18 protein-coding genes are annotated in these 22,844 nt (G+C 40.4%); 14 read left to right on the top strand and 4 right to left on the bottom strand.

Going from position 1 to position 22,844, the window contains the following annotated elements; all coding sequences use genetic code 11:
* The first annotated feature begins 4 nt into the window (after window positions 1-4).
* Together ABC361_RS08960 and ABC361_RS08965 are read left to right on the top strand one after the other, a co-directional pair.
* Entirely contained in the window at window positions 5-724 is a 720-nt protein-coding gene (locus ABC361_RS08960) for a YebC/PmpR family DNA-binding transcriptional regulator (RefSeq protein WP_255225157.1), read from the top strand.
* 89 nt (window positions 725-813) lie between these two features.
* Entirely contained in the window at window positions 814-1,536 is a 723-nt protein-coding gene (locus ABC361_RS08965; protein ID WP_255225158.1) for a DUF3784 domain-containing protein, read from the top strand.
* Here ABC361_RS08965 and ABC361_RS08970 read toward each other — a convergent pair.
* Window positions 1,533-2,249, bottom strand: coding sequence for a 5-formyltetrahydrofolate cyclo-ligase (locus ABC361_RS08970; RefSeq protein ID WP_255225159.1), 717 nt, complete (start codon window positions 2,247-2,249; stop codon window positions 1,533-1,535). The two genes, ABC361_RS08965 and ABC361_RS08970, sit on opposite strands and share 4 nt — an antisense overlap.
* Window positions 2,250-2,342: 93 nt before the next feature.
* Between ABC361_RS08970 and ABC361_RS08975 the strand changes: the two genes are divergently transcribed.
* Complete coding sequence (locus ABC361_RS08975) at window positions 2,343-3,287, top strand: ATP-grasp domain-containing protein (RefSeq protein ID WP_413073658.1); 945 nt, start codon at window positions 2,343-2,345, stop codon at window positions 3,285-3,287.
* 173 nt (window positions 3,288-3,460) lie between these two features.
* Here the strand turns inward: ABC361_RS08975 and ABC361_RS08980 are convergent, their stop codons facing one another.
* The gene (locus ABC361_RS08980; protein WP_413073659.1) at window positions 3,461-3,796 is read right to left on the bottom strand and encodes a metal-sulfur cluster assembly factor; all 336 of its coding nucleotides are present in this window, start codon (window positions 3,794-3,796) and stop codon (window positions 3,461-3,463) included.
* 45 nt (window positions 3,797-3,841) lie between these two features.
* A complete protein-coding gene (locus tag ABC361_RS08985) occupies window positions 3,842-5,278 on the bottom strand; it encodes an NAD(P)H-binding protein (RefSeq protein WP_413073660.1) in 1,437 nt (478 codons plus the stop codon).
* Between the two features lie 264 nt (window positions 5,279-5,542).
* On the opposite strand from ABC361_RS08985, the gene nhaC reads away from it, so the two are divergent.
* On the top strand, window positions 5,543-6,925 hold the full coding sequence (nhaC, locus tag ABC361_RS08990) for a Na+/H+ antiporter NhaC (protein ID WP_413073661.1): 1,383 nt from the start codon (window positions 5,543-5,545) through the stop codon (window positions 6,923-6,925).
* A gap of 116 nt (window positions 6,926-7,041) precedes the next feature.
* Entirely contained in the window at window positions 7,042-7,890 is an 849-nt protein-coding gene (locus ABC361_RS08995; protein WP_413073662.1) for a GNAT family N-acetyltransferase, read from the top strand.
* A 94-nt stretch (window positions 7,891-7,984) separates the two neighbouring features.
* Here ABC361_RS08995 and katG read toward each other — a convergent pair whose 3' ends face one another.
* On the bottom strand, window positions 7,985-10,210 hold the full coding sequence (gene katG, locus ABC361_RS09000) for a catalase/peroxidase HPI (RefSeq protein ID WP_413073663.1): 2,226 nt from the start codon (window positions 10,208-10,210) through the stop codon (window positions 7,985-7,987).
* A 521-nt stretch (window positions 10,211-10,731) separates the two neighbouring features.
* Here katG and ABC361_RS09005 point away from each other — a divergent pair.
* From ABC361_RS09005 to ABC361_RS09045, 9 genes are all read left to right on the top strand, one after another.
* The gene (locus tag ABC361_RS09005) at window positions 10,732-11,985 is read left to right on the top strand and encodes an extracellular solute-binding protein (RefSeq protein ID WP_413073664.1); all 1,254 of its coding nucleotides are present in this window, start codon (window positions 10,732-10,734) and stop codon (window positions 11,983-11,985) included.
* A gap of 98 nt (window positions 11,986-12,083) precedes the next feature.
* Window positions 12,084-12,968 (top strand): carbohydrate ABC transporter permease, encoded by an 885-nt coding sequence (locus ABC361_RS09010; protein WP_099300597.1) that lies wholly within the window; start codon window positions 12,084-12,086, stop codon window positions 12,966-12,968.
* The gene (locus ABC361_RS09015; protein ID WP_413073665.1) at window positions 12,968-13,882 is read left to right on the top strand and encodes a carbohydrate ABC transporter permease; all 915 of its coding nucleotides are present in this window, start codon (window positions 12,968-12,970) and stop codon (window positions 13,880-13,882) included. Before ABC361_RS09010 ends, ABC361_RS09015 begins: the two co-directional genes overlap by 1 nt.
* 27 nt (window positions 13,883-13,909) lie before the next feature.
* Window positions 13,910-15,436, top strand: a complete 1,527-nt coding sequence (gene nagZ / locus ABC361_RS09020; RefSeq protein ID WP_413073666.1) for a beta-N-acetylhexosaminidase — start codon at window positions 13,910-13,912, stop codon at window positions 15,434-15,436.
* Window positions 15,437-15,463: 27 nt separating this feature from the next.
* Window positions 15,464-16,621 carry an ROK family protein gene (locus tag ABC361_RS09025; RefSeq protein ID WP_413073667.1) on the top strand — a complete coding sequence of 386 codons (1,158 nt, stop codon included), beginning with the start codon at window positions 15,464-15,466 and terminating at the stop codon, window positions 16,619-16,621.
* Window positions 16,622-16,786: 165 nt separating this feature from the next.
* The gene (locus tag ABC361_RS09030) at window positions 16,787-18,325 is read left to right on the top strand and encodes an AbgT family transporter (RefSeq protein WP_413073668.1); all 1,539 of its coding nucleotides are present in this window, start codon (window positions 16,787-16,789) and stop codon (window positions 18,323-18,325) included.
* 24 nt (window positions 18,326-18,349) lie between these two features.
* Window positions 18,350-19,543, top strand: a complete 1,194-nt coding sequence (locus ABC361_RS09035; RefSeq protein ID WP_413073669.1) for a M20 metallopeptidase family protein — start codon at window positions 18,350-18,352, stop codon at window positions 19,541-19,543.
* 3 nt (window positions 19,544-19,546) lie between these two features.
* Window positions 19,547-20,842, top strand: coding sequence for an amidohydrolase (locus ABC361_RS09040; protein WP_413073670.1), 1,296 nt, complete (start codon window positions 19,547-19,549; stop codon window positions 20,840-20,842).
* Between the two features lie 281 nt (window positions 20,843-21,123).
* Window positions 21,124-22,416, top strand: a complete 1,293-nt coding sequence (locus tag ABC361_RS09045) for a hypothetical protein (protein WP_413073671.1) — start codon at window positions 21,124-21,126, stop codon at window positions 22,414-22,416.
* Window positions 22,417-22,844 lie beyond the last annotated feature (428 nt).

A 22,844-nucleotide genomic window follows, 5' to 3' on the forward strand; every position in this document is an offset into this window, starting at 1 on the left:
GGTTATGGGGCGTAAATGGAACAATATTAAAGAAAAAAAAGCGTCAAAAGATGCGAATACAAGTAAAATTTATGCGAAGTTTGGTCGCGAAATTTATGTGGTTGCGAAGCAAGGAGAACCAGATCCTGAAGCGAACCAAGCATTGAAAGTTGTCCTGGAACGAGCGAAAACATACAATGTTCCAAAAGCAATTATTGAAAGAGCATTAGAAAAAGCAAAAGGTGGGGCGGACGAAAACTACGATCACTTGCGCTATGAAGGTTTTGGGCCGAATGGTTCAATGCTTATTGTTGACGCATTAACGAATAATGTAAATCGAACGGCATCGGATGTGAGAGCGGCTTTTGGGAAAAACGGTGGAAACATGGGTGTGAGTGGATCAGTGTCCTATATGTTTGATCATACAGCTGTGATTGCATTTGAAGGAAAATCTGCGGATGACACGTTGGAATTGTTAATGGAAGCCGATCTCGATGCAAGAGATATCCTTGAAGAAGATGAATTGGTTGTCATTTACGCTGATCCGGATCAACTTCAACCTGTTCAAGAAGCCTTAAAGCAAGCAGGAATTCAATCGTTTAATTTAGTCGAGACCTCGATGTTGCCTCAAACAGAAGTCCATTTAGATGAAGAAAGCGAAACACAACTTGAGAAACTTATTGATGCTCTTGATGATTTAGAAGATGTGCAGCAAGTGTATCATAATGTTGCGTTTACTGAATAAGCTTGATTAGCTGGTCGACACCGTCGATCAGCTTTTCTTTTGAAACGCTCCGCTTCGATCGACGTAGAATAGGAAGAGAGGAGGGAATAATGCTTATTATCTATGGAGTCATCATCGGATTTATAAGTGTATGTATGATTGTTGCAAGTCTGTTGATGTTAAAGTATGACTATTATGATTTTGTTTCAAATTTTGGTATGCGAAAACAAGATGAACAAAGACAGCTACTTGAAAATGGCTGGCCACAAAAACATGCGAAATTAATGGTTGGACTAGGAAGTGTGCTTCTCGTTTTTCTCATCCCTGTTTTACTAGCGATTCAATATGCGATGATCCTTCAATGGCTTGTGTTTATCATTGTTTTATTTGGAGGAACGACTTATCTCTCGCGTTACGAAGTCAAAGAAAAAAGAAAACGTTCCTATTTTTTGAATGGAGGAATTGGATTCGTTTTAATGGTTATTTTTGTAAGTTTCACAGTGAGGGGCATGCAAGCTCACGACCTTCACGTTAAAGAAGATACTTTTGAAATTACCGGTGCCTACGGATCAGAATGGCCAATAGAGGAAGTTGTAGATGTACAAATCATTAAGGAACGACCTTCCATGGTACGGATAAACGGTATTGGAACACCGACGGTTTCAAAAGGCTATCACAGACGAACTAGTGATAATGAGACTGTTCTTTTATTTACGAAAGGCGATGAATCAGACTATTTATATGTTCAGGTTGAAGATCAAGATGTTTACCTAAATGCACCTAGTAATCATGTGTTAGAAAGATGGTATGAAGACTTAACTAGCCGGCGTTAACGCCGACTAGCGGTTAGCGTTTTTAATTCTTGTAAAATGGGCATGTCTTCTAGCTCCTCAGGAGAGACTTGATCCCAAAATATGCCGCTCGGTTTTAAATGAGTACTGTTCGTTTGAATCAGTTCTTTTTCAGTGGCAATATAGTCCATTGTGACGTCATAAGGGTTCATGGGCAGCTCTTCTTCGCGGAGTTGGCAGGAATGTATCGTAGTAAGAACAGGAATATCTTCTTGACCAAGCTCTTTTAAAATGGCGTACTCACGATCGGCATAACCGGCACCTTTGCCTAAGCGACGTCCATCACGATCTACGGTTACAGAGCCCATAACCATTAAATCGATTTGCGGAAGGTCTTTTAAAGAAATAATTTTCCCATACGATTTTATGTGGGTTAAGCTGGCTGCTTTCCGGTACTCATTTGAGGGAACCCACTCTGGTTTAACCTGGATAAAGCCATCTTTTAATCGAGGAGTTGGCACAAATAGTGTTTTCCCATCTGCTAAAATTGCTGCTCGCAGTGGTAATTGAGGAGAATCAGGGTTCACTTTTATTATTTTGGCTTGTTGATAAAGATCGGTTTTTCTTACAATCGCCGCAGCCGCCTCGGCACCTTTAAAGTTGGGTATGCGCCCTTTTATCGGAAACGGGAAACGAGCCACCTTTTCTTCTGTCATTGTCGCCCACGTAAGTTCTCGAATTTCTTGTTTATCCATTGAATTACAACACCTTCTTATTGTCACTCTTTTGAGAAATTGCTATCATAAATGTATACAATAACTACCTTAATAGCAAGGGGACAATCATCTATGAAAATTTACGTCATCCATGAAAATGAAGAATGGAGTGCGCCACTTTTCGAACGCTTGACTCAATTGCAATTGCCTTATGAAAATTGGAACTTATCGACTGGTGCCATCCATTTAAATGAAGCGCCGCCAGAGGGTATATTTTACAATCGTATGAGCGCATCTTCTCATACTCGTGGTCATCGATTTGCACCAGAATTAACGAGTGCCGTGCTTGCATGGCTTGAACGATATGGACGTACGGTTATCAACGATTCCCGAGCATTACGATTGGAACTAAGTAAAGTTGTTCAATACGCTGAACTAGAAAAAGAAGGTGTGAAAACCCCAAAAACCATCGCTGCTGTGGGGAAAGAGCAGCTTTATAAAGCGAGTGAGGCATTTGAAGGTGAAGCGTTTATTACGAAGCACAATCGCGCTGGGAAAGGACTAGGCGTCCAGTTGTTTCAATCTCGGGAGGCGTTACGCGCATACTTAGATAGCAATGCTTTTGAAGAACCTGTTGATGGCATAACGTTACTACAACAATATATTGAATCAGAAGAACCCTTTATTACGCGCTGTGAATTTGTCGGTGGCCGATTTATCTATGCGGTTCGCGTCAATACTTCGGATGGATTTGAACTTTGTCCAGCAGACGCTTGCTCAATTGAAAATTTGTATTGTCCAGTAGGTGAAGAGCCCACATCAAAATTTACGATTGACCCTACATTTTCTGAGCCAGTAATTGAACACTATCAACGTGTTCTTCAAAACAATGGAATTGGCATTGCTGGAATAGAATGTATTAAAGACAAAAACGGGGTTTTATATACGTATGATATTAATACAAATACGAACTACAATTCAGAAGCAGAAGCCAAAGCCAATCAATATGGGATGTTAGAAATTGCCACATTTTTAGGCGAACAACTAGAAAAATTAATGACTGTGAAGGCCGAGTGAGAAGATATGCTCCTTTCAAAGTTGACACTTAAAAAGTGAAGACTTTAGAGGGAGCTTTTTTTTAAAAAAGCGCTTCAGACGGTGATTTCTGCAACAACTAGTGAAGATCTTTGTGCAAAAAACCGTCTGATGCGCTTTATCATTCAAATGTTTAAATGATAAAAGGGTTTGGACTAGTCGGTTACGCCAAGTGCAATTTTGGCATAACGAGACATTTTATCTTTTGACCACGCAGGACTCCAAACAATGTTAACATCTACTTCGCCAATTTCTCCTAACTCTTGAAGGTCAGTAAGAGAGTTCTTAACGTCTGAAACGATTGTTCCTGCAAGCGGACAACCCATGGCTGTTAATGTCATTTCAACTTCTGCATTTAAGTCGTCGTCTAAATGAATGTCATAGATTAGACCTAAATTAACGATATCAATTCCTAGTTCTGGGTCCATCACGTTTTCAAGTTCTCCCATTACGCGTTCTTTCGTATCTTTTATTTCTTGTTCTGTTGGCATAAGGACACCTCCGAAACTCATTTACATTAAGTATACCAACGTTTTTTATTCATTTAAATAAAACTGCTCAAACTTTAATGAAGGGAGCGAATCTTTACGAATCATTCGTTCCAAATGTTTTTTGAATAAGAACATGACCCAAATATGCATGTTTGCTTGAGTGAAGGTGTAAAGAATCCAAGGCAAAGATGGTTGGTACTCATGAATGGCAATGATGCACTCATCTTTATGAGGGATCTTTCTAAACTCGATGCGTCCTCTTCCTGGTTCCGGATTAACCTTCGCGAATGCCCCACCTGTAATATAATAAAGAGCGCGTTGTTCATGGCTGCGTTCTTTTGCATAAGAAAACTCTAGCATCTTTTTATTGAAAAGGTAAATTGACGATCGATGGTCATTTTCTTTTGCGTGTAGAAACGGCTTTCCGATGCTTTCTAGCCATTGTAGATAATAGCGACCTAGCCAATCAGCGCTGTGTTCTTTTGGTAGTGGCACGCGTTGTATCGAACGAACGTCGGCAACTTTCTGCGGTTTTGCAGGAAGTGATTTCTTTTGATTGTTGCCTTTTGCTGCTTCTTCTTCAAGAGCTGCTTGAGCGGCTTCTCGGAACGATGTTTGTCCATAGCTGAGGTCAGGGTGCATCCGGGATGCTTCAGCTACCATTGGGTGAATTAAGCTTTCAATTAATGGATAAACCATTTCTTTCGGCGTTCCGGTCGTAACTGATACCCATAATCGGGACAGTTTTACAGACATAAATGGCACACTAATCATTTTTCGCTTTTTTCCCATAACATCTGCTGTTTCAAGCATAATATCACGATAGGTCATCACTTCAGGACCAGCAACATCAATTGATTTATCGGTGACGTCTTTATTTCCAATTGAGCCATCAAGAGCATGTAGCACGTCAGGTAAAGCAACAGGTTGGGTTTTTTGTCGTGTCCATTTTGGTAATATCATCATCGGCAATCGTTTCACGAGTTTCTTCACAATTGGGAAGGAGGAACCACTTGGTCCTACGATGAGCCCTGCACGAACGGTTGTAACCGGTACAGTGTAAGAATTTAGCACCATCTCAACTTCTCGACGACTTTCTAAATGACGCGACAATTCTTTTTCGTTATCAGGGAGAATGCCACTTAAATAGATAATTTGTTTCACTTGATTCTTTTGAGCTGCTTGAGCAAAGTTATCAGCTAAAATAAAGTCCATATCTTCAAATTTTGCTTGCGTTAATTTTGCAGAAGGCAACATGGAGTGCACAAGGTAAACTGCATAATCAACATCTTTTAATGCGTTTTCTGAATCACTTAATGAAAATAAATCGGCTTGTCGCCAAGTTACATTGTCTGTATTTTCTTTGTTTTCAATGGAACGTGATAATGCGATAATATGGGCCTTGTCCTGCAATTGATTCATCAAGTTCTTACCAATATAGCCACTCGCACCACTAATCGCAATAATAGGTTTTTTTGCCATAGTTGACCCTCCAGACATTTGCTATGTATTGACATACCCTCAGAACTCTATTTTTAATCGGTAAATAACGACGAAATGGTCAGGAAATAGAAGGGATTTACGTTCTTTTGCGGAAATGTGTGAAATAAGAATGAATAAATTAAAAAATATTATTGACGAATTAGGAGAGGTTCGTTACGATTAAGCCTTAATAACTTTATTGCATAAAAGCATAAAAGCGTGAAAGTGATAAAGTGTTTGGGGCAAAAGAGAAGGGAAGAATAGATGATGGAAGAAAAAAAGATTTCATTAGGGTCGGCAATGCTTTTACTTATTGTGATGATGGCGCTAATCGTTACTAGCATGACTCTCTTACAAGCTGAGCCACATATTCCGTTATTATTTTGTATTGTGTTAGTTAGTATAATCGGGATCTTCTTAAATATCAAATGGCATGAACTCGAAAAAGCAATGGTAAAAGGCCTTACAGATGGAACAAAAGCAATTTTGATCTTATCATTAGTCGGCATTGTTATTGCAGTATGGATGATGAGTGGGACTGTCCCAACCATTTTGTTTTATGGTTTGACGATCATCTCTCCTGAGTGGTTTGCGATTAGTGCCTTGCTTATCTGCATGATTGTATCTAGCTTTACAGGGAGTTCTTTTACCACTATTGGCTCTGTTGGTGTAGCGATGATGGGAATTGGGTTAGCTCTAGGGGTTAATCCGGCTATGGCTGCTGGTGCGATCATTTGTGGTGCGTGCTTTGGCGATAAAATGTCGCCTTTATCCGATACAACGAACCTTGCTTCTGGTGCAATCGGCGTAGATTTGTTTACACATATTAAGCATTTAATGTGGACGACCATTCCTAGCTTTCTCATTACGGCGGTTTTATTTTTATTTATTGGTCGGACATATTCGTCAAGCGAGCCGGAAGGAGTTCAGGCAATGCTGGCAACATTAGATGCGTCATTCTCCATTAGCGCATTAACTCTGCTATCACCACTTGTGGTCGTAGTGCTTGCTTTTATGCGTTTTCCAACGATTCCAGCTCTTGCTATTGGAATCGGTACAGGACTTCTAACAGCTGGATTGATTCAAGGTACCTGGACAATTAGCGAATGGTTTACTGTAATTCAAAATGGCTTCTCAACAGAAACTGGAAATGAATCAATCGATGCAATTGTTAATGCTGGTGGCCTACAGTCGATGATGTGGTCGATTTCACTCGTTATTATTGCATTATTGCTCGGAAGTTTAATTCAGCGGGTAGGTTTAATTGATCGACTACTAACGTTTTTCCGCTCATTTCTCAATAACAGAGGAAACGTCATTGGCGCAACGGCTGCATCTTCCATCAGCGTCAACGCACTAACGGGCGAACAATACCTGTCTATTTTATTACCTGGTAAAGCATTTGAGAAGCATTATGAAAGGCTAAACATAGAGAAAAAGAATCTCTCCAGAACACTTGAAGACGCAGGAACACTTGTTAATCCTCTTATACCTTGGGGAGTAAGTGGCGCTTTTTTCGCTTCTACACTGGGTGTAGCGGTTATTGAATACATTCCGTATGCATTTTTCTTATTTTTATCACCAATTTTAACAATTCTTTTTGGCTATTTAGGTATTGGAGTTGGGAAGAAAGCAGCACACTCGTAATAAAAAATCCAAAGCGAATGACCTTTAAATAGTAGGGTCATCGCTTTTTTTATTTATACGATTTGGCGAACGTAAAAAAATACGCTATGCTCGTTGTAGATAGAAGGGGTGACATCATGATTCGTCAATTGTTTGAAGAAGATCAAGTATTTTTTACCTTGATGGAGACAGGGATAAACGATGATTATATCGAAAGAATCTTTCCATCCTTAACGAAAGGAAACCACGTGCTATATGGATTGTTCATTGAGGATCAACTTGTAAGTATGGCTGGTTATACGGTCTTCTCTAATTACTATGCCATGTTAGGTCGTTTACGCAGCGATCGCCGATTTCAAGGAAATGGCTATTCAACAACCTTACTAGCTTTCGTAATTGAAAGAGCGAAAGATGATTCAAATGTTCAATGGATTGGCGCAAACACGGAGCGCGACAACCTTCCTGCTCAAAAAATATTAGCACGATTAAATATGAGGAAAGTAACAACATTATTTAATGCAACAAGAGTCACGGCTCCAAATACTAGCTTCAATGAGTCGATCACATGGAAAGAGATCATTGACATTCAAACAAAACAGGATTTACTTAGTAAAGAATTTGTAGACAAGCATCGAGTGTTTCCATATGAATGCTACTATTCTTTTCCAGCAACACATTCTCTCTTTTTGGAAGCGAATGTAAATGATTGGTGTTTGTTTAAACATCCTACTGAAGATCGCTTCGTCATTTTTAAGTACGATCAAAAGGGGACAGATTATTTACATATGGTGTATCTCTGGGATGATCTTTGGACAGAAGAAGGGTTGTGGGAAGTCGTAGGAAAACAATTTCAGTTGTTTAATAAGATGTTTCCAGAGGGAAAGCTTTGGATCGATTTGTCAGAAACGCAAAAAAGTCTAAAGCCAGATGATGTTACGTTTGACATTCCATCTCCATGGATTTTATTCGAAGTGAAACGTGATTAAGGGATAAATAAAGCAAAAAGACGGTTCATCCTATTTAGGATGAACCGTCTTTTATGGTATTCATATCTTTCTGTTTCTGCTATGAAGAATGGTTTTATTTTGTTAGTGCCAATTCTTTTAGTTTCACATCAAAACGATCGTTGTTCATTACTTTCGTCCATGCTGAGATAAAGTCGTTCACAAATTTTCCTTTATTGTCGTCTTGAGCGTAAACTTCTGAAATCGCTCGAAGAATGGAATTAGAACCGAAGACAAGATCGACACGTGTTGCTGATCGAACAACTTCGCCAGTGCTACGATCACGGCCTTCATACACATCGCCATCAACAACTTTCCACTCGATACCAATATCAAGCAAGTTCGTGAAGAAATCATTTGTTAACGTACCAACTTGATTCGTAAAGACACCGTGGTTGCTACCATCGTGATTTGTACCTAGGACGCGCATACCTCCAACGAGAACGGTCATTTCCGGCGCAGTTAAGTTAAGAAGGTGTGCTTTATCAACGAGCAATTCTTCTTCTGACACAGTGAACTTTTGTTTTTGGAAGTTACGGAATCCATCAGATGATGGTTCTAAAACGTCAAAGTTCTCAATGTCGGTTTGATCTTGTGTCGCATCCCCGCGTCCTGGAGTAAAAGGAACAGATACATCAAAGCCTGCATCTTTTGCGGCTTTTTCAATAGCCGCATTCCCACCAAGAACGATTAAATCGGCAAGACTCACGTTAATCTCTGTCGTTTCATGTAATTTTTCAAGGGTTGTAAGGGTGTTTGTAATTGACTCATTTTGGAAAATTGCCCAGTCTTTTTGCGGGGCAAGACGAATGCGTGCACCATTTGCTCCGCCACGGTTATCTGAACCTCGGAACGTGCTTGCAGATGCCCACGCTGTCGTTACAAGATCCGATACACGAAGGTTCGTATTTAGAATTTCCTCTTTTAATGTAGCGATTTCTTGTTCAGAAAGATCGTAATTACCTGCTGGAATGGGATCTTGCCATACTAATACTTCACTTGGAACTTCTGGTCCTAAATAACGATCACGTGGACCCATGTCACGGTGTAACAATTTAAACCAAGCTCGTGCAAAAGCATCTGCAAATTCTTCAGGGTTTTCATGGAAATGACGCGAAATTTTTTCGTAAGCCGGATCCATGCGAAGTGCCATGTCAGCCGTTGTCATAATCGTTTTTACACGAATAGAGTCATCCTCTGCGTCAGGTGCTAAATCTTTTTCTTCAACATTGACTGGTGTCCACTGGTGAGCACCGGCAGGGCTTTTTGTTAATTCCCATTCATAGCCAAAAAGAAGATCAAAGAAACCGTTATCCCATTGAGTAGGGTTTTGTGTCCAAGCACCTTCAATACCGCTCGTAATGGTGTCGCGGCCTTTTCCGCTACCATGTGTACTTAACCAACCGAGACCTTGTGCTTCAATCGGAGCTGCTTCAGGTTCTGCGCCTACATGCTTGTCTGCTTCGCCTGCGCCATGAGCTTTACCGAATGTGTGGCCACCAGCAACGAGTGCAACCGTTTCTTCATCATTCATTCCCATCCGTCCAAATGTTTCACGAATATCGCGGCCACTTTGAACAGGGTCAGGGTTTCCGTTAGGTCCTTCAGGGTTAACGTAAATCAGGCCCATTTGCACGGCAGCAAGAGGGTTCTCAAGCTCACGATCGCCTGAGTAGCGGTTATCGCCAAGCATTTCTGTCTCGTTCCCCCAATAAATATCTTCTTCAGGGTGCCACACGTCAGGACGACCACCACCGAATCCAAATGTTTTCCCACCCATCGATTCAATAGCGACGTTTCCTGTTAGTAAGAATAAATCTGCCCAAGAAATTTTATTTCCGTACTTTTGTTTAATTGGCCAAAGCAAGCGACGAGCTTTATCGATGTTTGCATTGTCAGCCCAGCTATTTAATGGAGCAAAACGTTGGGCACCAGCTGCGCCACCACCACGACCATCACCAGTACGATATGTACCAGCAGAATGCCAAGCCATACGAATAAACATTGGACCGTAGTGACCATAATCAGCCGGCCACCATTCTTGGCTGTCTGTCATAAGTGCATGTAGATCTTTTTTCAATCCATTATAATCTAAGTTCTTGAATGCCTCAGTATAATCAAAGTCTTCATTCATAGGATTTGATTTTTTGTCATGTTGACGAAGAATGGATAAGTTTAGTTGGTTTGGCCACCATTCACGTTCTGGCGTTCCAGAAACAGTTGTGTTAGTTGAACTACCGTGAAAAAACGGACATTTTCCTCCTGAATGATTCGCTTCAGAAATGATGTTATTGTCAGTCATAATCATTCTCCTTTTTTAAAAGATTAATAGAATAATTGTAATCACCTGAAACCGAATATCAGATGATAATAATTATTATGTAATCATTATAATAAATTTTGCACAACTTGAAAAGGTTTATCTTGTTAGAATGAGAAAGTTTTTGTCGGAGAATTGGAGGGGGTTGAAGAAAATGGTTGTCTGTAAAGGTGTGAACACTATGTAAAACAGGGAGAGAACCCTAAATGGTAATTGATAAAACGTTCTATGTAAGTGAGACTAGCGAAACTCTAAGAAATCCAAGTGTAAACCGATAAGTATAGGGAATAATGAGTAACTGTTTAAACTAGTATAGCAAATTTCTGTAAATGTTAAAACCAAAACGATTTATGTAAGCGATTGATATTAGAAAATAAAAATTTTATTGACAATTAAAAAGAGATCATCTACAATTACGTCATCTTCCTATTGGACAAACGACCTTGTCTTCCTACATACAATTAATACGTCCACTGGAAAAATTAATTAAGGGGGTCATACTTTTGAAAAAATATCTTAAGTATGCAGCAATTTTTGGCGGATTAAGCATGATGCTTGCAGCTTGTAATGGAGGAAGCGAAGAAGGGAGTTCTTCTGGAGGAGATGATGAAGTAACACTTGATTTTTGGTTTTTTACCGGTGAAGATGATCCGGATTCTGAAAATACTATAAACCCAGTTATTGATTCTTTTATTGAAGAAAACCCGAATATTAACGTAAATTTACGCCAGTTGACGTGGGATAATGGGCTTGAACAAATTACAACAGCCTTTGCAGGAAACTCAGTACCTGACGTCATTGAATTAGGGGATACATGGTTTGCTAACTTTGTTGAAGAGGGCGTTCTTGCGAATGTTTCTGAACAAGTTCAACCAATTTACGATAATCATGTGAATTGGGATACGGTTACGTATGAAGATGACGTATACGGCATGCCATGGTTAATGTCTTCTAGAGCGATGTATATTAATACAGATATTTTTGAAGAAGCAGGGCTTGATCCAAACAGTCCGCCGCAAAATTGGGAAGAGATGCTGGAGTATGCAAAACAGATTGAAGAAAATACAGATGCATCTGGCTTTGGTATCCATGCAGGTGAGCCGGAAGCAACATGGCATTATTTTATGGCGACAGCATGGAGTAATGGAGCGGACGTATTAAATGAAGATAACTCGGCAAGTACCATTAACTCACCAGAAATGATTGAAGCGCTAGAATTTTACAAGGAAATGAGTGAATACTCACTTGTCTCACAAAGTGAAGTCATTGATAGTGAATTTCGTGCAGGAAATATCGGCATGTCCTTCTCAGGAGCATGGGGCGTCTTTTCTATACCACGTGACGCGCCAGATTTAAACTTTGATGTTGCGCCAATCCCAGATGGGGCACAAGCGACAGCATCAAGCTTTGCTGGCGGTGAAATTTTAGTTATTCCAGAAGGATCAGAAAATAAAGAGGAAGCCTTTATGTTAATGGAGCATGTGGCGTCCGAAGAACAAGCGATCGATCATATGCAGCGTGTCGGTTCGATGTTTGCGGCTGTCCCTGGCGTAGAAGAGCACGAATTTTTTGATGAAAATCCGCAGCTATCTGTTTTTGCTGGTCAGCTCGAGAGCGCTAAATCGTCTCCTGCCATTACCGAGTGGCAAAGCATAAGTCGCCATGTAGTTGAAGCAGTTGAGCGTACGTTATTAAATGGGGTCGATCCAACAGAATCTTTAAATGACGCTCACGAAAAAATTGAAAACGAGCTTTAATAAGATTAAGTAGAAATCAGCATTCTTATGAACGTTTGCGACAAGTGAAAATCCCTCGTGAAAGCGGGGGATATCCTTTTTAATGTGGAGGTGTGACGGTGTCGACTTGGACAGCGATGAAGCAAAGTAAGATGGCTTATATCTTTTTGCTCCCGTGGTTTTTATTGTTTGCTGTATTTAGCGTATATCCGTTGATTCAATCGTTTATCTATAGCTTTCATGATGTACAAATTTTACGTGGAGAGATGGAGTTTGTCGGGCTAGAAAACTATACGAGTTTGTTTCAGGACCCAGTATTTGGACGAGCGCTACTCAATACATTCATCTATGTTGTGGGCACGATCCCATTTACAGTGTCAATTGCTTTAATTTTAGCGTTAGCTGTTAATCAAAGGATCCCGTTTAAAAATTTCTTTCGAGTTGGGTTTTTCTTGCCGACCGTAACGTCTATTATTGTTGTATCAATGATGTTTAATTTTATGTATTCGCCATCAGGTTTTTTAAATATGATCTTAAACCTCTTTAATTTGCCGACAATGAACTGGCTAATGGATACGAGAACGGCTCTTGCTTCATTAATGGGCCTATCGGTTTGGATGTCGTGTGGGTTTTATATGTTGATTTTTCTAGCTGGATTACAATCAATTCCGAAAGATTTATATGAAGCTGCTACGGTCGATGGGGCGTCGCGGTTTAAACAATTTTGGCATGTGACGATGCCTCATATTCGCCAAATTGCCATTGTTGTCATTGTTATTAACACGATTAATACGTTTCAAGTTTTCCCAGAAGTATATACGCTAACAAGTGGGGGACCGTTAAATGCGACCACAACCATCGTATTCTATTTGTACGAAGAAGCATTTAAACAATTTCAGTTTGGTCCTGCATCTGCAACTGCATATGTTCTGTTTGTGATTATCATGGGCATCTCGCTGCTGATGTTAAAAGTCATGGGCATTAATAAGGGGGTTGGAGACTGATGAATCAACCATCTCACCAGCCAAAAGCGCCGCTCTTAATGAACGATAGCGCGACGCCGTTAGGCCCAAATAAGAAGCCGAAACGAAAATGGTTCGATTATAAGCCTCGGGAAATTGGTTTATTCTTTCTTTTACTCATACCGTTAAGTGTCATGCTCATACCATTCTTATATATGGTGAGTATTTCAATCAAAACCGATGGGGTCGTCTTGCGGACGTTAACAGACATCATTCCAAGAAATCCATCATTTGATAATTACATTACGGTTCTGTCGAACGGAAATTTTGCTCGGTATTTAGGGAATAGTTTATTTGTATCAACATCTATTGTGATTGGAAATGTTTTTTTCTGTACGATGGTCGGCTATACGTTTGCAAAAATGACCTTCCCAGGAAAAAATATGATCTTTATTCTTGTCTTGACGAGTTTTATGATTCCTTTCCAAGTAACAATGATTCCCGTGTTTCAACTTATGCAAAATATCGGTTGGATTGATACGTATCAGGCATTAATTGTTCCTACTCTTGTTACACCATTTGGTATTTTCTTAATGCGGCAATATATTTCGGGCTTGCCGGATGAATTAATTTACGCAGCAAAAGTCGATGGAGCATCAGAGTTTCGAATCGTCTGGCAAATTATTTTTCCGTTAGCTAGACCAATCGTTGCGGTTCTTGTCATTATGACCTTTTTAAATTCGTGGAACGATTTTTTATCGCCGCTTATTTTAACCACTTCACCTGAAATGAGGACAATTCCATTAGGGTTGGCAGAGTTTAGCTTTCTAAATAATACCAACTGGGGTCATTTAATGGCAGCGTCTGTTGTGTCGTTGCTACCTGTGTTTATCATCTTTATTTTCTTCCAGAAACAAATTATATCTGGTTTAGTTTCAGGTGCAATTAAAACGTAAGGTCACAAAGAAAAGAGGGATAGAACGATGGGAATGAGAGTAGAAAAACAGCTGACGATTCATGAAAAAGTAGGGATGCTTTTTTCAATGGGGGCACCTAGCAATGTTGTGGATAATCAGTTTCATCAGCGCTTTGCCGCGTTACCGTTTGGCGGTATGAGCATTTATCCTTACAATATTGAAAGCAAAGAACAGCTCCTTTCATTGTTTAAAGATGTACAAGATTTTAACGAAAAGAAAGGTTACGAAAGCCCTTTTCTAATGGCTTTAGATGAAGAGGGTGGGACATTATCAACGCTTGATCGCTTTTTTCCTTCCGTTCCAGGTAATCGAGCGCTCGGATTAAAACATAATCCACAATTAGCGTATGACAATGGAAAATTGCTTGGTAGTATGATGGCAACATACGGGGTAGCGGTCGATTGGGCTCCTATATTAGATGTAAACACCAATCGAAAAAATTCGGTCATCGGCGTTAGAAGTTATGGTGAAGACCCTACGCTAGTTAGTGATTACGGAGCCAAGTACATACATGGATTGCATGATGCCGGTGTGGCGGCGACAGCGAAACATTTTCCGGGACATGGAGAAACAGAAGCAGACTCACATTTAGGCTCTGTCACATGTAGTTTAAGTGAAAGCGAGATCTTTGAAAAACTTATTCCTCCCTTCGAACGTGCAATTCGAGAAGGGGTTGATGCGATCATGGTGAATCACGTGATTTATGACCAAGTTGAACAATCTAACGGACTCCCAGCAACGATGTCGCATTACTGGATGACCGAAATTCTCCGTGAAAAATTAGGATTCAAAGGGGTAATTTGCACCGATGATATGGAAATGCGTGCCATTAAAGATCATTTTCCAGCGAAAGAAATCGGCGTACTTGCAGTGGAGGCAGGGGTTGACCAATTATTAATCTGCCATTCTCCTGAGCTGCAGCAAGAAGTTTTTGACGGACTTGTTACAGCAGTTGAAACAGGAAGAATAGCTGAAAGCCGAATTGATGAATCAATTAAACGATTGACCCAATTAAAAAAAGCCGTAACGCAATACCGAACAAATGCTACGGTTATACCAGAGAGACAGTGGGCGCAAAACGCTTTACACCTTGCCAAGCAATGCTTGCATTTGGAGCGTGATCCCAAACAATTGCTTCCCCTCGATAAAACAAAGTCGTATGCGCTTATTTTGCCAAAGCTTGAAGCTTTAACACCAGCGGATTCGACAGATGGAAAGGAAGTCCCACTTGCATCTAAACTTGTCAATTTACAAGTAGACACCTTTTCGATATCATTAAAACCAACGGAAAAAGAAATAGCGGAATTAAGGCAACAAGTCGACGATAAAGATGTTGTGATCATCGGTACCATTAACGCCCATTTGTTCACAGAGCAACAAGCGTTAGTACGTCGGTTAAATGATAAAGACTGTATCGTGCTCGTACTACGTGATCCATATGATTGTGATGTGATTCCTGCTGAACAGACGGTTTTACTTATCTGTTCCACTGGTGAATCGAGTATGGAGGCTTTTGCGCTCGAATACAGTTAAGCAGGTAGGGATTGGAGTGGATTCCAGATGCAAGCAAGACAGGGCAATCAAAAATTGTTAAAGCAGTTTAATAAATCCAAGCTATTGAATCTTATTAATCATTATGCGCCGATATCTAGAACGGATTTGGTTCAAAAAACAGGCCTGAGTCCAACGACTGTCTCTTCTTTAATTGAAGAGAGTTTACACGATGGTGTGGTAATCGAAACAGGATCGGTCGGTGAAGGAGTAGGAAGAAAAGCAACACTTTTAGAAATTAATGCACGTGGTGGGTTTGTCATTGGCGTCGACCTTAGTTTTGCAACAGAATTAACGTTGCTTAATCTTCGTGGGGAGTTACTCGTTACCGAAAAAATGGACGAATTAACAGACGTGAATTTATCAGAGTTACCGAATTTATTGAAAAGCTTTTTGAATAAGCAAAAAATTCTTCATGAAGAAGTAAAAGGAATTGGGATCTCGTTACCCGGGATTCTTGATGAAGATCGAAAGAAGATTGTTTTTTCCTATAATTTAAATGTCCGAAACTATCCATTACATGCGCTTGTAGAAGAAGCTTTTCAAGTGCCCATTCACCTCGTTAATGACGTAAATGCTGCTGCTTTTGCAGAGCAGTGCAGTGGCAATGCAGTGGGCAGCCATAGCTTAGTATATACGTTGCTTAGTCGAGGTGTTGGTACAGGGGTAATCTTAAGAAATGAAATTTATGATACCGGTCATACAGGGAATTCGATTACAGCAAGAACGTTCGATCAGGAGCAAACGGTTTTTCATCCATTAAATGTGTATTCGATTTACAACCTTGCAAAAGGGATAAAAGATCGACATCCAGAAACCTTTCATGAAGTAACGGATCATTATGCGATTATTAATCGTTTTTTTCATCTAGCGTTTCAACAAAAGGAAGACCCTTTTTTTACTGAAGCAAAGCGAATGGCTGAAGACATTGTGATTCTCTTAAGTAATTATGCTTTATTGCTTAAACCAGAAAAAGTGTTGGTAAATGGTTGGGTCGCTGAACAACAGTCATTTTTTGCATATATGTTACACGTGCTAGACGAGTTAGAAAAAACAACAACGATTTCGATCTGTTTAGAGAAATCATATTGGAAAGAAAAAGGACCTTCTCTTGGTGCAGCTAGACTCGCGCTACATCATATTTTTAAAGAAATGCAATTTTCATAGACGGACGTGAGGCTAGCGATTTTATGTGAATCGCTAGTCTATTTATATTTGTTTGATAGATTTTCTCATTTTTTAAAGACAAGCATACGAAAAAATGCTATATTCTTTTCATTCTTATATTTTAAGGAATATTAAGAGACATGTCCGAAAATGGTGGTGGAAAGAATGAATGATTTAAGACAAAACAAGAAAATGGGTACACGGATCCTCGATACTGTGGAACGTGTCGGAAACAAATTACCGCATCCGTTTATGTTATTCTTATATTTAGCGATTGCTGTAATTGTATTCTCAGCCATTATTGCAAGTTTAGGCGTTTCGTTTACACATCCAGGCACTGGCGAAGAGACAGCCGTTCGAAGCTTGGTTTCAGCTGAAGGGTTTATGTACATACTTGATTCAATGATTTCCAATTTTATCGGCTTTACGCCACTTGGGCTTGTCTTAACGATGATGCTTGGGATTGGTTTAGCTCAGCAAGTTGGACTAGTTGAAACCTTTATTAAAAGTACGATTTTGAGAGCGCCAACAAAGCTAGTGACGATTGCAATTGTTACGACTGGTATCGTCGGAAATATTGCGTCAGATGCAGCGTACGTTCTGATTCCGCCACTTGGAGCTATGATTTTCTATGCGCTTGGCCGTCATCCACTTGCTGGAATGGCTGCTGGATTTGCAGGTGTAGGGGCAGGTTTCACAGCGAATTTCATTCCTGCGGGGACGGATGTTCTCCTTTCAGGTATTTCGACAGAAGTGGTACAAACGATGGAACCTGGTATGGTTGTCCATATGACCGACAACTATTACTTCATGGTTGCCTCTTCTATTATGCTTATTATCATATGTACAGTTATTACGGAACGAGTCATTGAGCCACGCTTAGGCAAATTTAACCCTAAATATGGTGCGAAAGAGTATGTGGAGCAAGAACTGGATACGGTTGGACCTAAAGAAAGCAAAGCATTACTTATTTCTTTAGCTGCTGGATTCGTGTATTTCGTCATCATTTCGTTTTTTATTGTTCCTGAGAGTGGAATTTTACGAGGTGAAGGTGGGAGTATTGTTCCTTCTCCATTTATTAGTAATATTGTACCAATTATATTATTTTTATTTTTAACTGTATCGATTGCGTACGGTGTTGCTGCTGGTGTCATTAAATCAACCCGCGATGTTCCGGAAATGATGGCCGAAGCGATTAAAAGTATGGCGGGTTATATAGTTTTAATCTTTGCGGCTGCGCAATTTATTGCATACTTTGACTGGAGTAATATCGGTGTATGGATTGCAGTAAGCGGTGCAGAGTTTTTAGAAAGTGTGAACATGACAGGAATGGGTGTTATTGTCGCTTTTATCTTTTTAACGACACTATTAAACTTGTTTATCTTTAGTGGGTCTGCCCAGTGGGCATTAATGGCTCCAGTATTTATACCGTTGTTTATGTTGCTTGACTATCATCCTGCGCTCGTGCAGTTAGCGTACCGGATTGGTGACTCATCAACAAGTGTAATTACACCAATGAATCCATATGTTCCGATGGTTTTAGCGTTTATGAAAAAATACGATTCACGAGCTGGATTTGGCACCTTGTTCTCTATAATGCTCCCCTATACGCTCGTTATTCTAGCATTATGGATTGTTTTATTTTTAATCTGGACAGGATTTGAGTTGCCAATTGGACCTGGCGTAACAGACTACAAAGGCTAATGGAACAAAAAGGGAGAGGGTAACATGTTTTTTAAAGAAGCAACAAGCAATCATGATCACGTCATTAAGTGGAGACGACATCTTCATCAAAACCCTGAATTAAGTCATGAAGAACGACAAACTCAGCAATTTGTATGCGAAACGTTAGATGAAGCAGGCATTGCGTATGAAAAGATGCAGAAAAGCTATGGCGTCATTGGCATGATTAAGGGGGAGCAGCCAGGTAAAATAGTTGCTCTACGCGCAGATATGGATGCGTTGCCGATCGAGGAAAAAAATGACGTGCCTTATCGTTCAACGAAAGAACGAATCATGCATGCATGTGGTCATGATGCACATACAGCGATGCTGCTCGGAGCTGGTGTTGCGCTTCAGAAAAGAAGAAATGAGATTGCTGGGACCGTTCTGCTTTTATTTCAGCCTGCTGAAGAAGATGCACCAATTGGTGGTGCACAGGCAATGATGGAAGATCCAACTTTCTTAGAAAACGAGCCTGATGTGGTCTTTGGTCAACATGTGTGGCCAGACTTACCAGTCGGACAAATAGGCGTTCGAGCAGGGGCAATGATGGGGAATTCCGATCGTTTCTCCATCGTTGTTAATGGAAGAGCAGGCCATGCTAGTATGCCTCACCAAGCAGTTGATGCGATTGTAGTAGCAAATCAACTGATGTCGAGTTTACAAACCATTGTGAGCCGTAACGTTGATCCGCTTGACTCGGCAGTCATTACAGTTGGAAAAATTTCAGGAGGAGACCGCTACAATGTTGTCGCAAGTGAAGTCACCCTTGAAGGAACAGTACGAACGTTTTCGTTAGACGTACGGGAGCAGGTTGAAAAACGCTTAATCCAACTGGCGAATCAAGTAGCAGGAGCAATGGGTGCAAGTGCCACGGTTCATTATCAAAAAGGATATGTTGCAACGCTGAACACTGAAAAATGGGCAGAGCATGTAAAACAGCAAGCGCGCACATTATTTGGAGAGCGCGGGGCTCCTGTCGTGAACCCAAGTTTAGCTGGTGAAGATTTTGGCCGATTTCTACAACACTATCCTGGTGCTTACTTTTGGTTAGGAACCGCCATAAAAGAACGACCTGTTCAAAGTCCACTACATGACTCAACATTTGGCATTGATGAAGAGGCCCTTGTTTACGGCGTCAACATAATGGCAACAACTGCTGTGACGGCATTACAGCAAGTAAATAAAGAGGGGAATTAAAACATGGAGACTCAAATTGATGACTGGATATCAGAACAAGAAGAGACAATTCAAGCGTGGCGTCGCGAGCTGCATCAAATTGCTGAGGTGGGATTTTGCGAATATGAAACAACGCATTACATTATCCAACAACTCGAACCTCTTAATTTCACTCTCCACACTGGTCGTTCGGTAATGGATGATGGGGCACGGTTTGGTGTTCCTCATGCAGATGAATTACGAAAACACGAACAACGGGCGCTCGAACATGGCGTTCCGCATACATTAATGGAGGAAATGAAAGGTGGCTTTACTGGAGTTGTAGCTGTTCTCGAGACCGGAAGACCTGGTAGCCACACGGCCATGAGGTTTGATATTGATGCATTGCCAATAGAAGAGGACACAACGGAAGACCATCTACCTGCTAAAGCAGGATTTCGATCCCATCATGATGGCATGATGCACGCGTGTGGTCACGATGGTCACACAGCAATTGGTCTGGCAATGGCACACTTTTTAGCTACATGGAAAGACCAGTTATCAGGTACGTACACGTTAATTTTTCAGCCAGCTGAAGAAGGAAGCCGAGGAGCGAAGTCGATCGTAGAAAAAGGCTGGCTTGACGGTGTTGATTATTTTCTTAGTGGTCACTTAGGGATTCGGTCCCAGCCTGTAGGGACGCTTGTTTCTGGTGCAACGACTATTTTGGCGACAACAAAAATAGATGCAACATTTACGGGAACAACAGCTCATGCTGGAATGGAACCCCATAAAGGAAAAAATGCAATGCTTGCTGCTTCCACAGCTGTATTAAATTTGCACGGCATTTCTCCTCATAGTGACGGCGAGACGCGTATAAATGTTGGGCGTTTTGAAGCGGGTAATGGTCGTAATATTGTTCCAGGAGACGCAATTTTACAATTAGAAACCCGAGGCGAGTCTACAAATGAAAATGCCTACATGAAAACCGAGGCAATTCGACGGCTAGAGGGCGCTGCACATATGCACGATGTGACTTTAGACTATCAAATTGTTGGTGAAGGACTCGCTGCAGAGACAGACCCTTACTTTATTGAAAAAATTCCAGTAGTCACAAGTTCGAGTCGCTATGTTCAAACTGTAAAAGAAACGATGGCGCTAAACGGATCTGAAGACGTAACCTATATGATGCGTCACGTCCAAGACCAAGGTGGTCTAGCTAGCTATATGATTTTTGGTAGCCAGTTAGCAGCAGGGCATCATCATAAACAGTTTGATTTTGAAGAAGGCGCGCTTTATGTTGCCGTAAGCGCACTTGCACATATCGTTGTTCATAACTAGATTATGTTCGAAAAAAGAGCTTCAAGTGTTAGAAAACATAACGCTAGCTCTTTTTTTACTAAAGTCAATTAAACGGCGACGACTTCTGCGGGAACAGTGCGTGTTCGAAGACAATGGAGCGTTCTTTGCTGAATGGCGGAGGCTGTGTTCTAGCAAAGAAGATATCATGAGCGCAAGGAATCGTGCAGCGCAAACGGATGTCGCCTTTTGCCTGTGTGAAAGCGTACGCAAATTGACTCACGTAAAAATGATAGTTATTCACATATGAAAAGAGGGAAATGATGACGATTAACTTAGGCGTCGTTGGACCGGAAGATTCTGTTGGAACACTTACCAAGGTGGTCGAAGAGTATCCTTCATTCAAAGCGATTCCGATTATTTATGAAAATGTTGAACAAGCTCCTTCCAAAATTAAACAAACTACCCAACAGGTTGATCAATGGCTTTTCACCGGTCAAGCTCCGTACTCACTCTGCACGGAAATGGGTATTGTCTCAAAAGATCAATCTTGGTTTGTTCCTCTTGAGGGTTCAAGCCTATTAGGAACATTTTTAGAGGCATTCTACCACACAGACCAAAAAAAATTAGATGTAAGTTTAGATACGATTTCCCCTCAATATACCGACTGGCTTATTAATGAATTTTCCTTAGCCCATTTAACCATACACCTGTTTGATTATCCTGATTACGTTGAAGAAGAAAAACTGATTGCGTTTCACAAACAAGCATTTCAATCAGGAAAAACTGCTTTGGCATTAACTTGTTTAAGAGGCGTTTACCAGGCACTAATAAAACTTGGGATCCCTTGTTACCGTGTGCAACCAGCGGAGCCAGTAACACGCAATATTTTAGCGCGAATACAAGATCGTATGAACTCTCTTTATTATAAAAAAGCTCAAATCGGCGTTGTTGGAGCGCTTATTCCGTTCTCACAAACGGAACAGAAAGAGATGGTCTATTCCTATAAGCGAAAGCACCAAGAACTAGTTATTAGAAAGAGGCTATTAGAATACGCTGAATCGCTACAAGGATCGTTTATAGAAATTGGGAACGGTTATTTTGAAATTTTTACAACAAGGGGAGAAATTGAAGCGCAAAGCTGGCCTTATGAAGTCATTGATGACGTAAAAACGAGTACAAATCTGACTATTTATTTAGGAATTGGTTACGGTAGGACAGCGCTGGCAGCGTCCAAACATGTTCAAAGTGCGCTCGATTTTAGTAAGCAAGCAAGAGAACAAATGATTGTGCTCGTGGATGAGGAGAACAACGTTTCTGAAGCAAAGCGAAATGAAGAACCATTTCAATATCGCCAAGTTTTTTTAGGAGACCATTCTACAAATGTAGCAGTTGGACCAGCCATCATTGCACGTATTTACGCAAAAGTAGCACAACAAAAGCAATCCTATTTTTCTTCACAAGACGTGGCAATTTGGTTGGAAGGAACCGAGCGACATGCGCGGCGAATTTTATTTGAGTTGGAGAAAGGGAACGTCATTCGTCAAGTCGGAGAAGAGCAATCTGGAAGACGAGGAAGGCCGAGAAGAGTTTATTGTTTCAAAGACAGCTTGTGAGTAAGTTTATTATGCATTGGTTTTAATAAAAGACCAAAATACTTCTTATCTGCCAACGACTTAATAAAACAAGAACCTATTCAGTAATGATAGGTTCTTATTTTTATTAAAAATTTTAATATGATTTATTTGTTAGTTGGTGGGATTTTATATAGATCGAAATTGAGTATTATTGTAAGTAAGACGTGGTAGTAATGTAGCGTGCGTCAGACTTGCTAATACAAGTCTCATTTTCCGAATAGATCGTAATCTTTCTTCTAATACCAAAGATTGTTTTTGCACCAGTTACTGCCTATGAAATAAAGATCTTACTGTCATAGTATCATAATAAAAATATTCTTAACATGAGCAAGCATATTAAAATACTTATGGAAAGGATTCAAATCAGTTGAAAATAAGAGGAAAAGGGATCTTTTACTAGAATGAAA

The organism is Shouchella phoenicis (assembly GCF_047238345.1).
Lineage (GTDB): Bacteria > Bacillota > Bacilli > Bacillales > Bacillaceae_D > Shouchella.

Bases quoted from the DNA above. Each gene is read 5' to 3' on its own strand.
- ABC361_RS08960 (WP_255225157.1), top strand. From the start codon at position 5: ATGGGGCGTAAATGGAACAATATTAAAGAAAAAAAAGCGTCAAAAGAT.
- ABC361_RS08985 (WP_413073660.1), bottom strand. From the start codon at position 5,278: ATGGCAAAAAAACCTATTATTGCGATTAGTGGTGCGAGTGGCTATATT.
- ABC361_RS09030 (WP_413073668.1), top strand. From the start codon at position 16,787: ATGAATGATTTAAGACAAAACAAGAAAATGGGTACACGGATCCTCGAT.
- ABC361_RS08980 (WP_413073659.1), bottom strand. From the start codon at position 3,796: ATGCCAACAGAACAAGAAATAAAAGATACGAAAGAACGCGTAATGGGA.
- ABC361_RS09025 (WP_413073667.1), top strand. From the start codon at position 15,464: ATGCAAGCAAGACAGGGCAATCAAAAATTGTTAAAGCAGTTTAATAAA.
- ABC361_RS09035 (WP_413073669.1), top strand. From the start codon at position 18,350: ATGTTTTTTAAAGAAGCAACAAGCAATCATGATCACGTCATTAAGTGG.
- katG (WP_413073663.1), bottom strand. From the start codon at position 10,210: ATGACTGACAATAACATCATTTCTGAAGCGAATCATTCAGGAGGAAAA.
- nagZ (WP_413073666.1), top strand. From the start codon at position 13,910: ATGGGAATGAGAGTAGAAAAACAGCTGACGATTCATGAAAAAGTAGGG.
- ABC361_RS09045 (WP_413073671.1), top strand. From the start codon at position 21,124: ATGACGATTAACTTAGGCGTCGTTGGACCGGAAGATTCTGTTGGAACA.
- ABC361_RS08965 (WP_255225158.1), top strand. From the start codon at position 814: ATGCTTATTATCTATGGAGTCATCATCGGATTTATAAGTGTATGTATG.
- ABC361_RS08975 (WP_413073658.1), top strand. From the start codon at position 2,343: ATGAAAATTTACGTCATCCATGAAAATGAAGAATGGAGTGCGCCACTT.
- ABC361_RS09040 (WP_413073670.1), top strand. From the start codon at position 19,547: ATGGAGACTCAAATTGATGACTGGATATCAGAACAAGAAGAGACAATT.
- ABC361_RS08995 (WP_413073662.1), top strand. From the start codon at position 7,042: ATGATTCGTCAATTGTTTGAAGAAGATCAAGTATTTTTTACCTTGATG.
- ABC361_RS09015 (WP_413073665.1), top strand. From the start codon at position 12,968: ATGAATCAACCATCTCACCAGCCAAAAGCGCCGCTCTTAATGAACGAT.
- nhaC (WP_413073661.1), top strand. From the start codon at position 5,543: ATGATGGAAGAAAAAAAGATTTCATTAGGGTCGGCAATGCTTTTACTT.
- ABC361_RS08970 (WP_255225159.1), bottom strand. From the start codon at position 2,249: ATGGATAAACAAGAAATTCGAGAACTTACGTGGGCGACAATGACAGAA.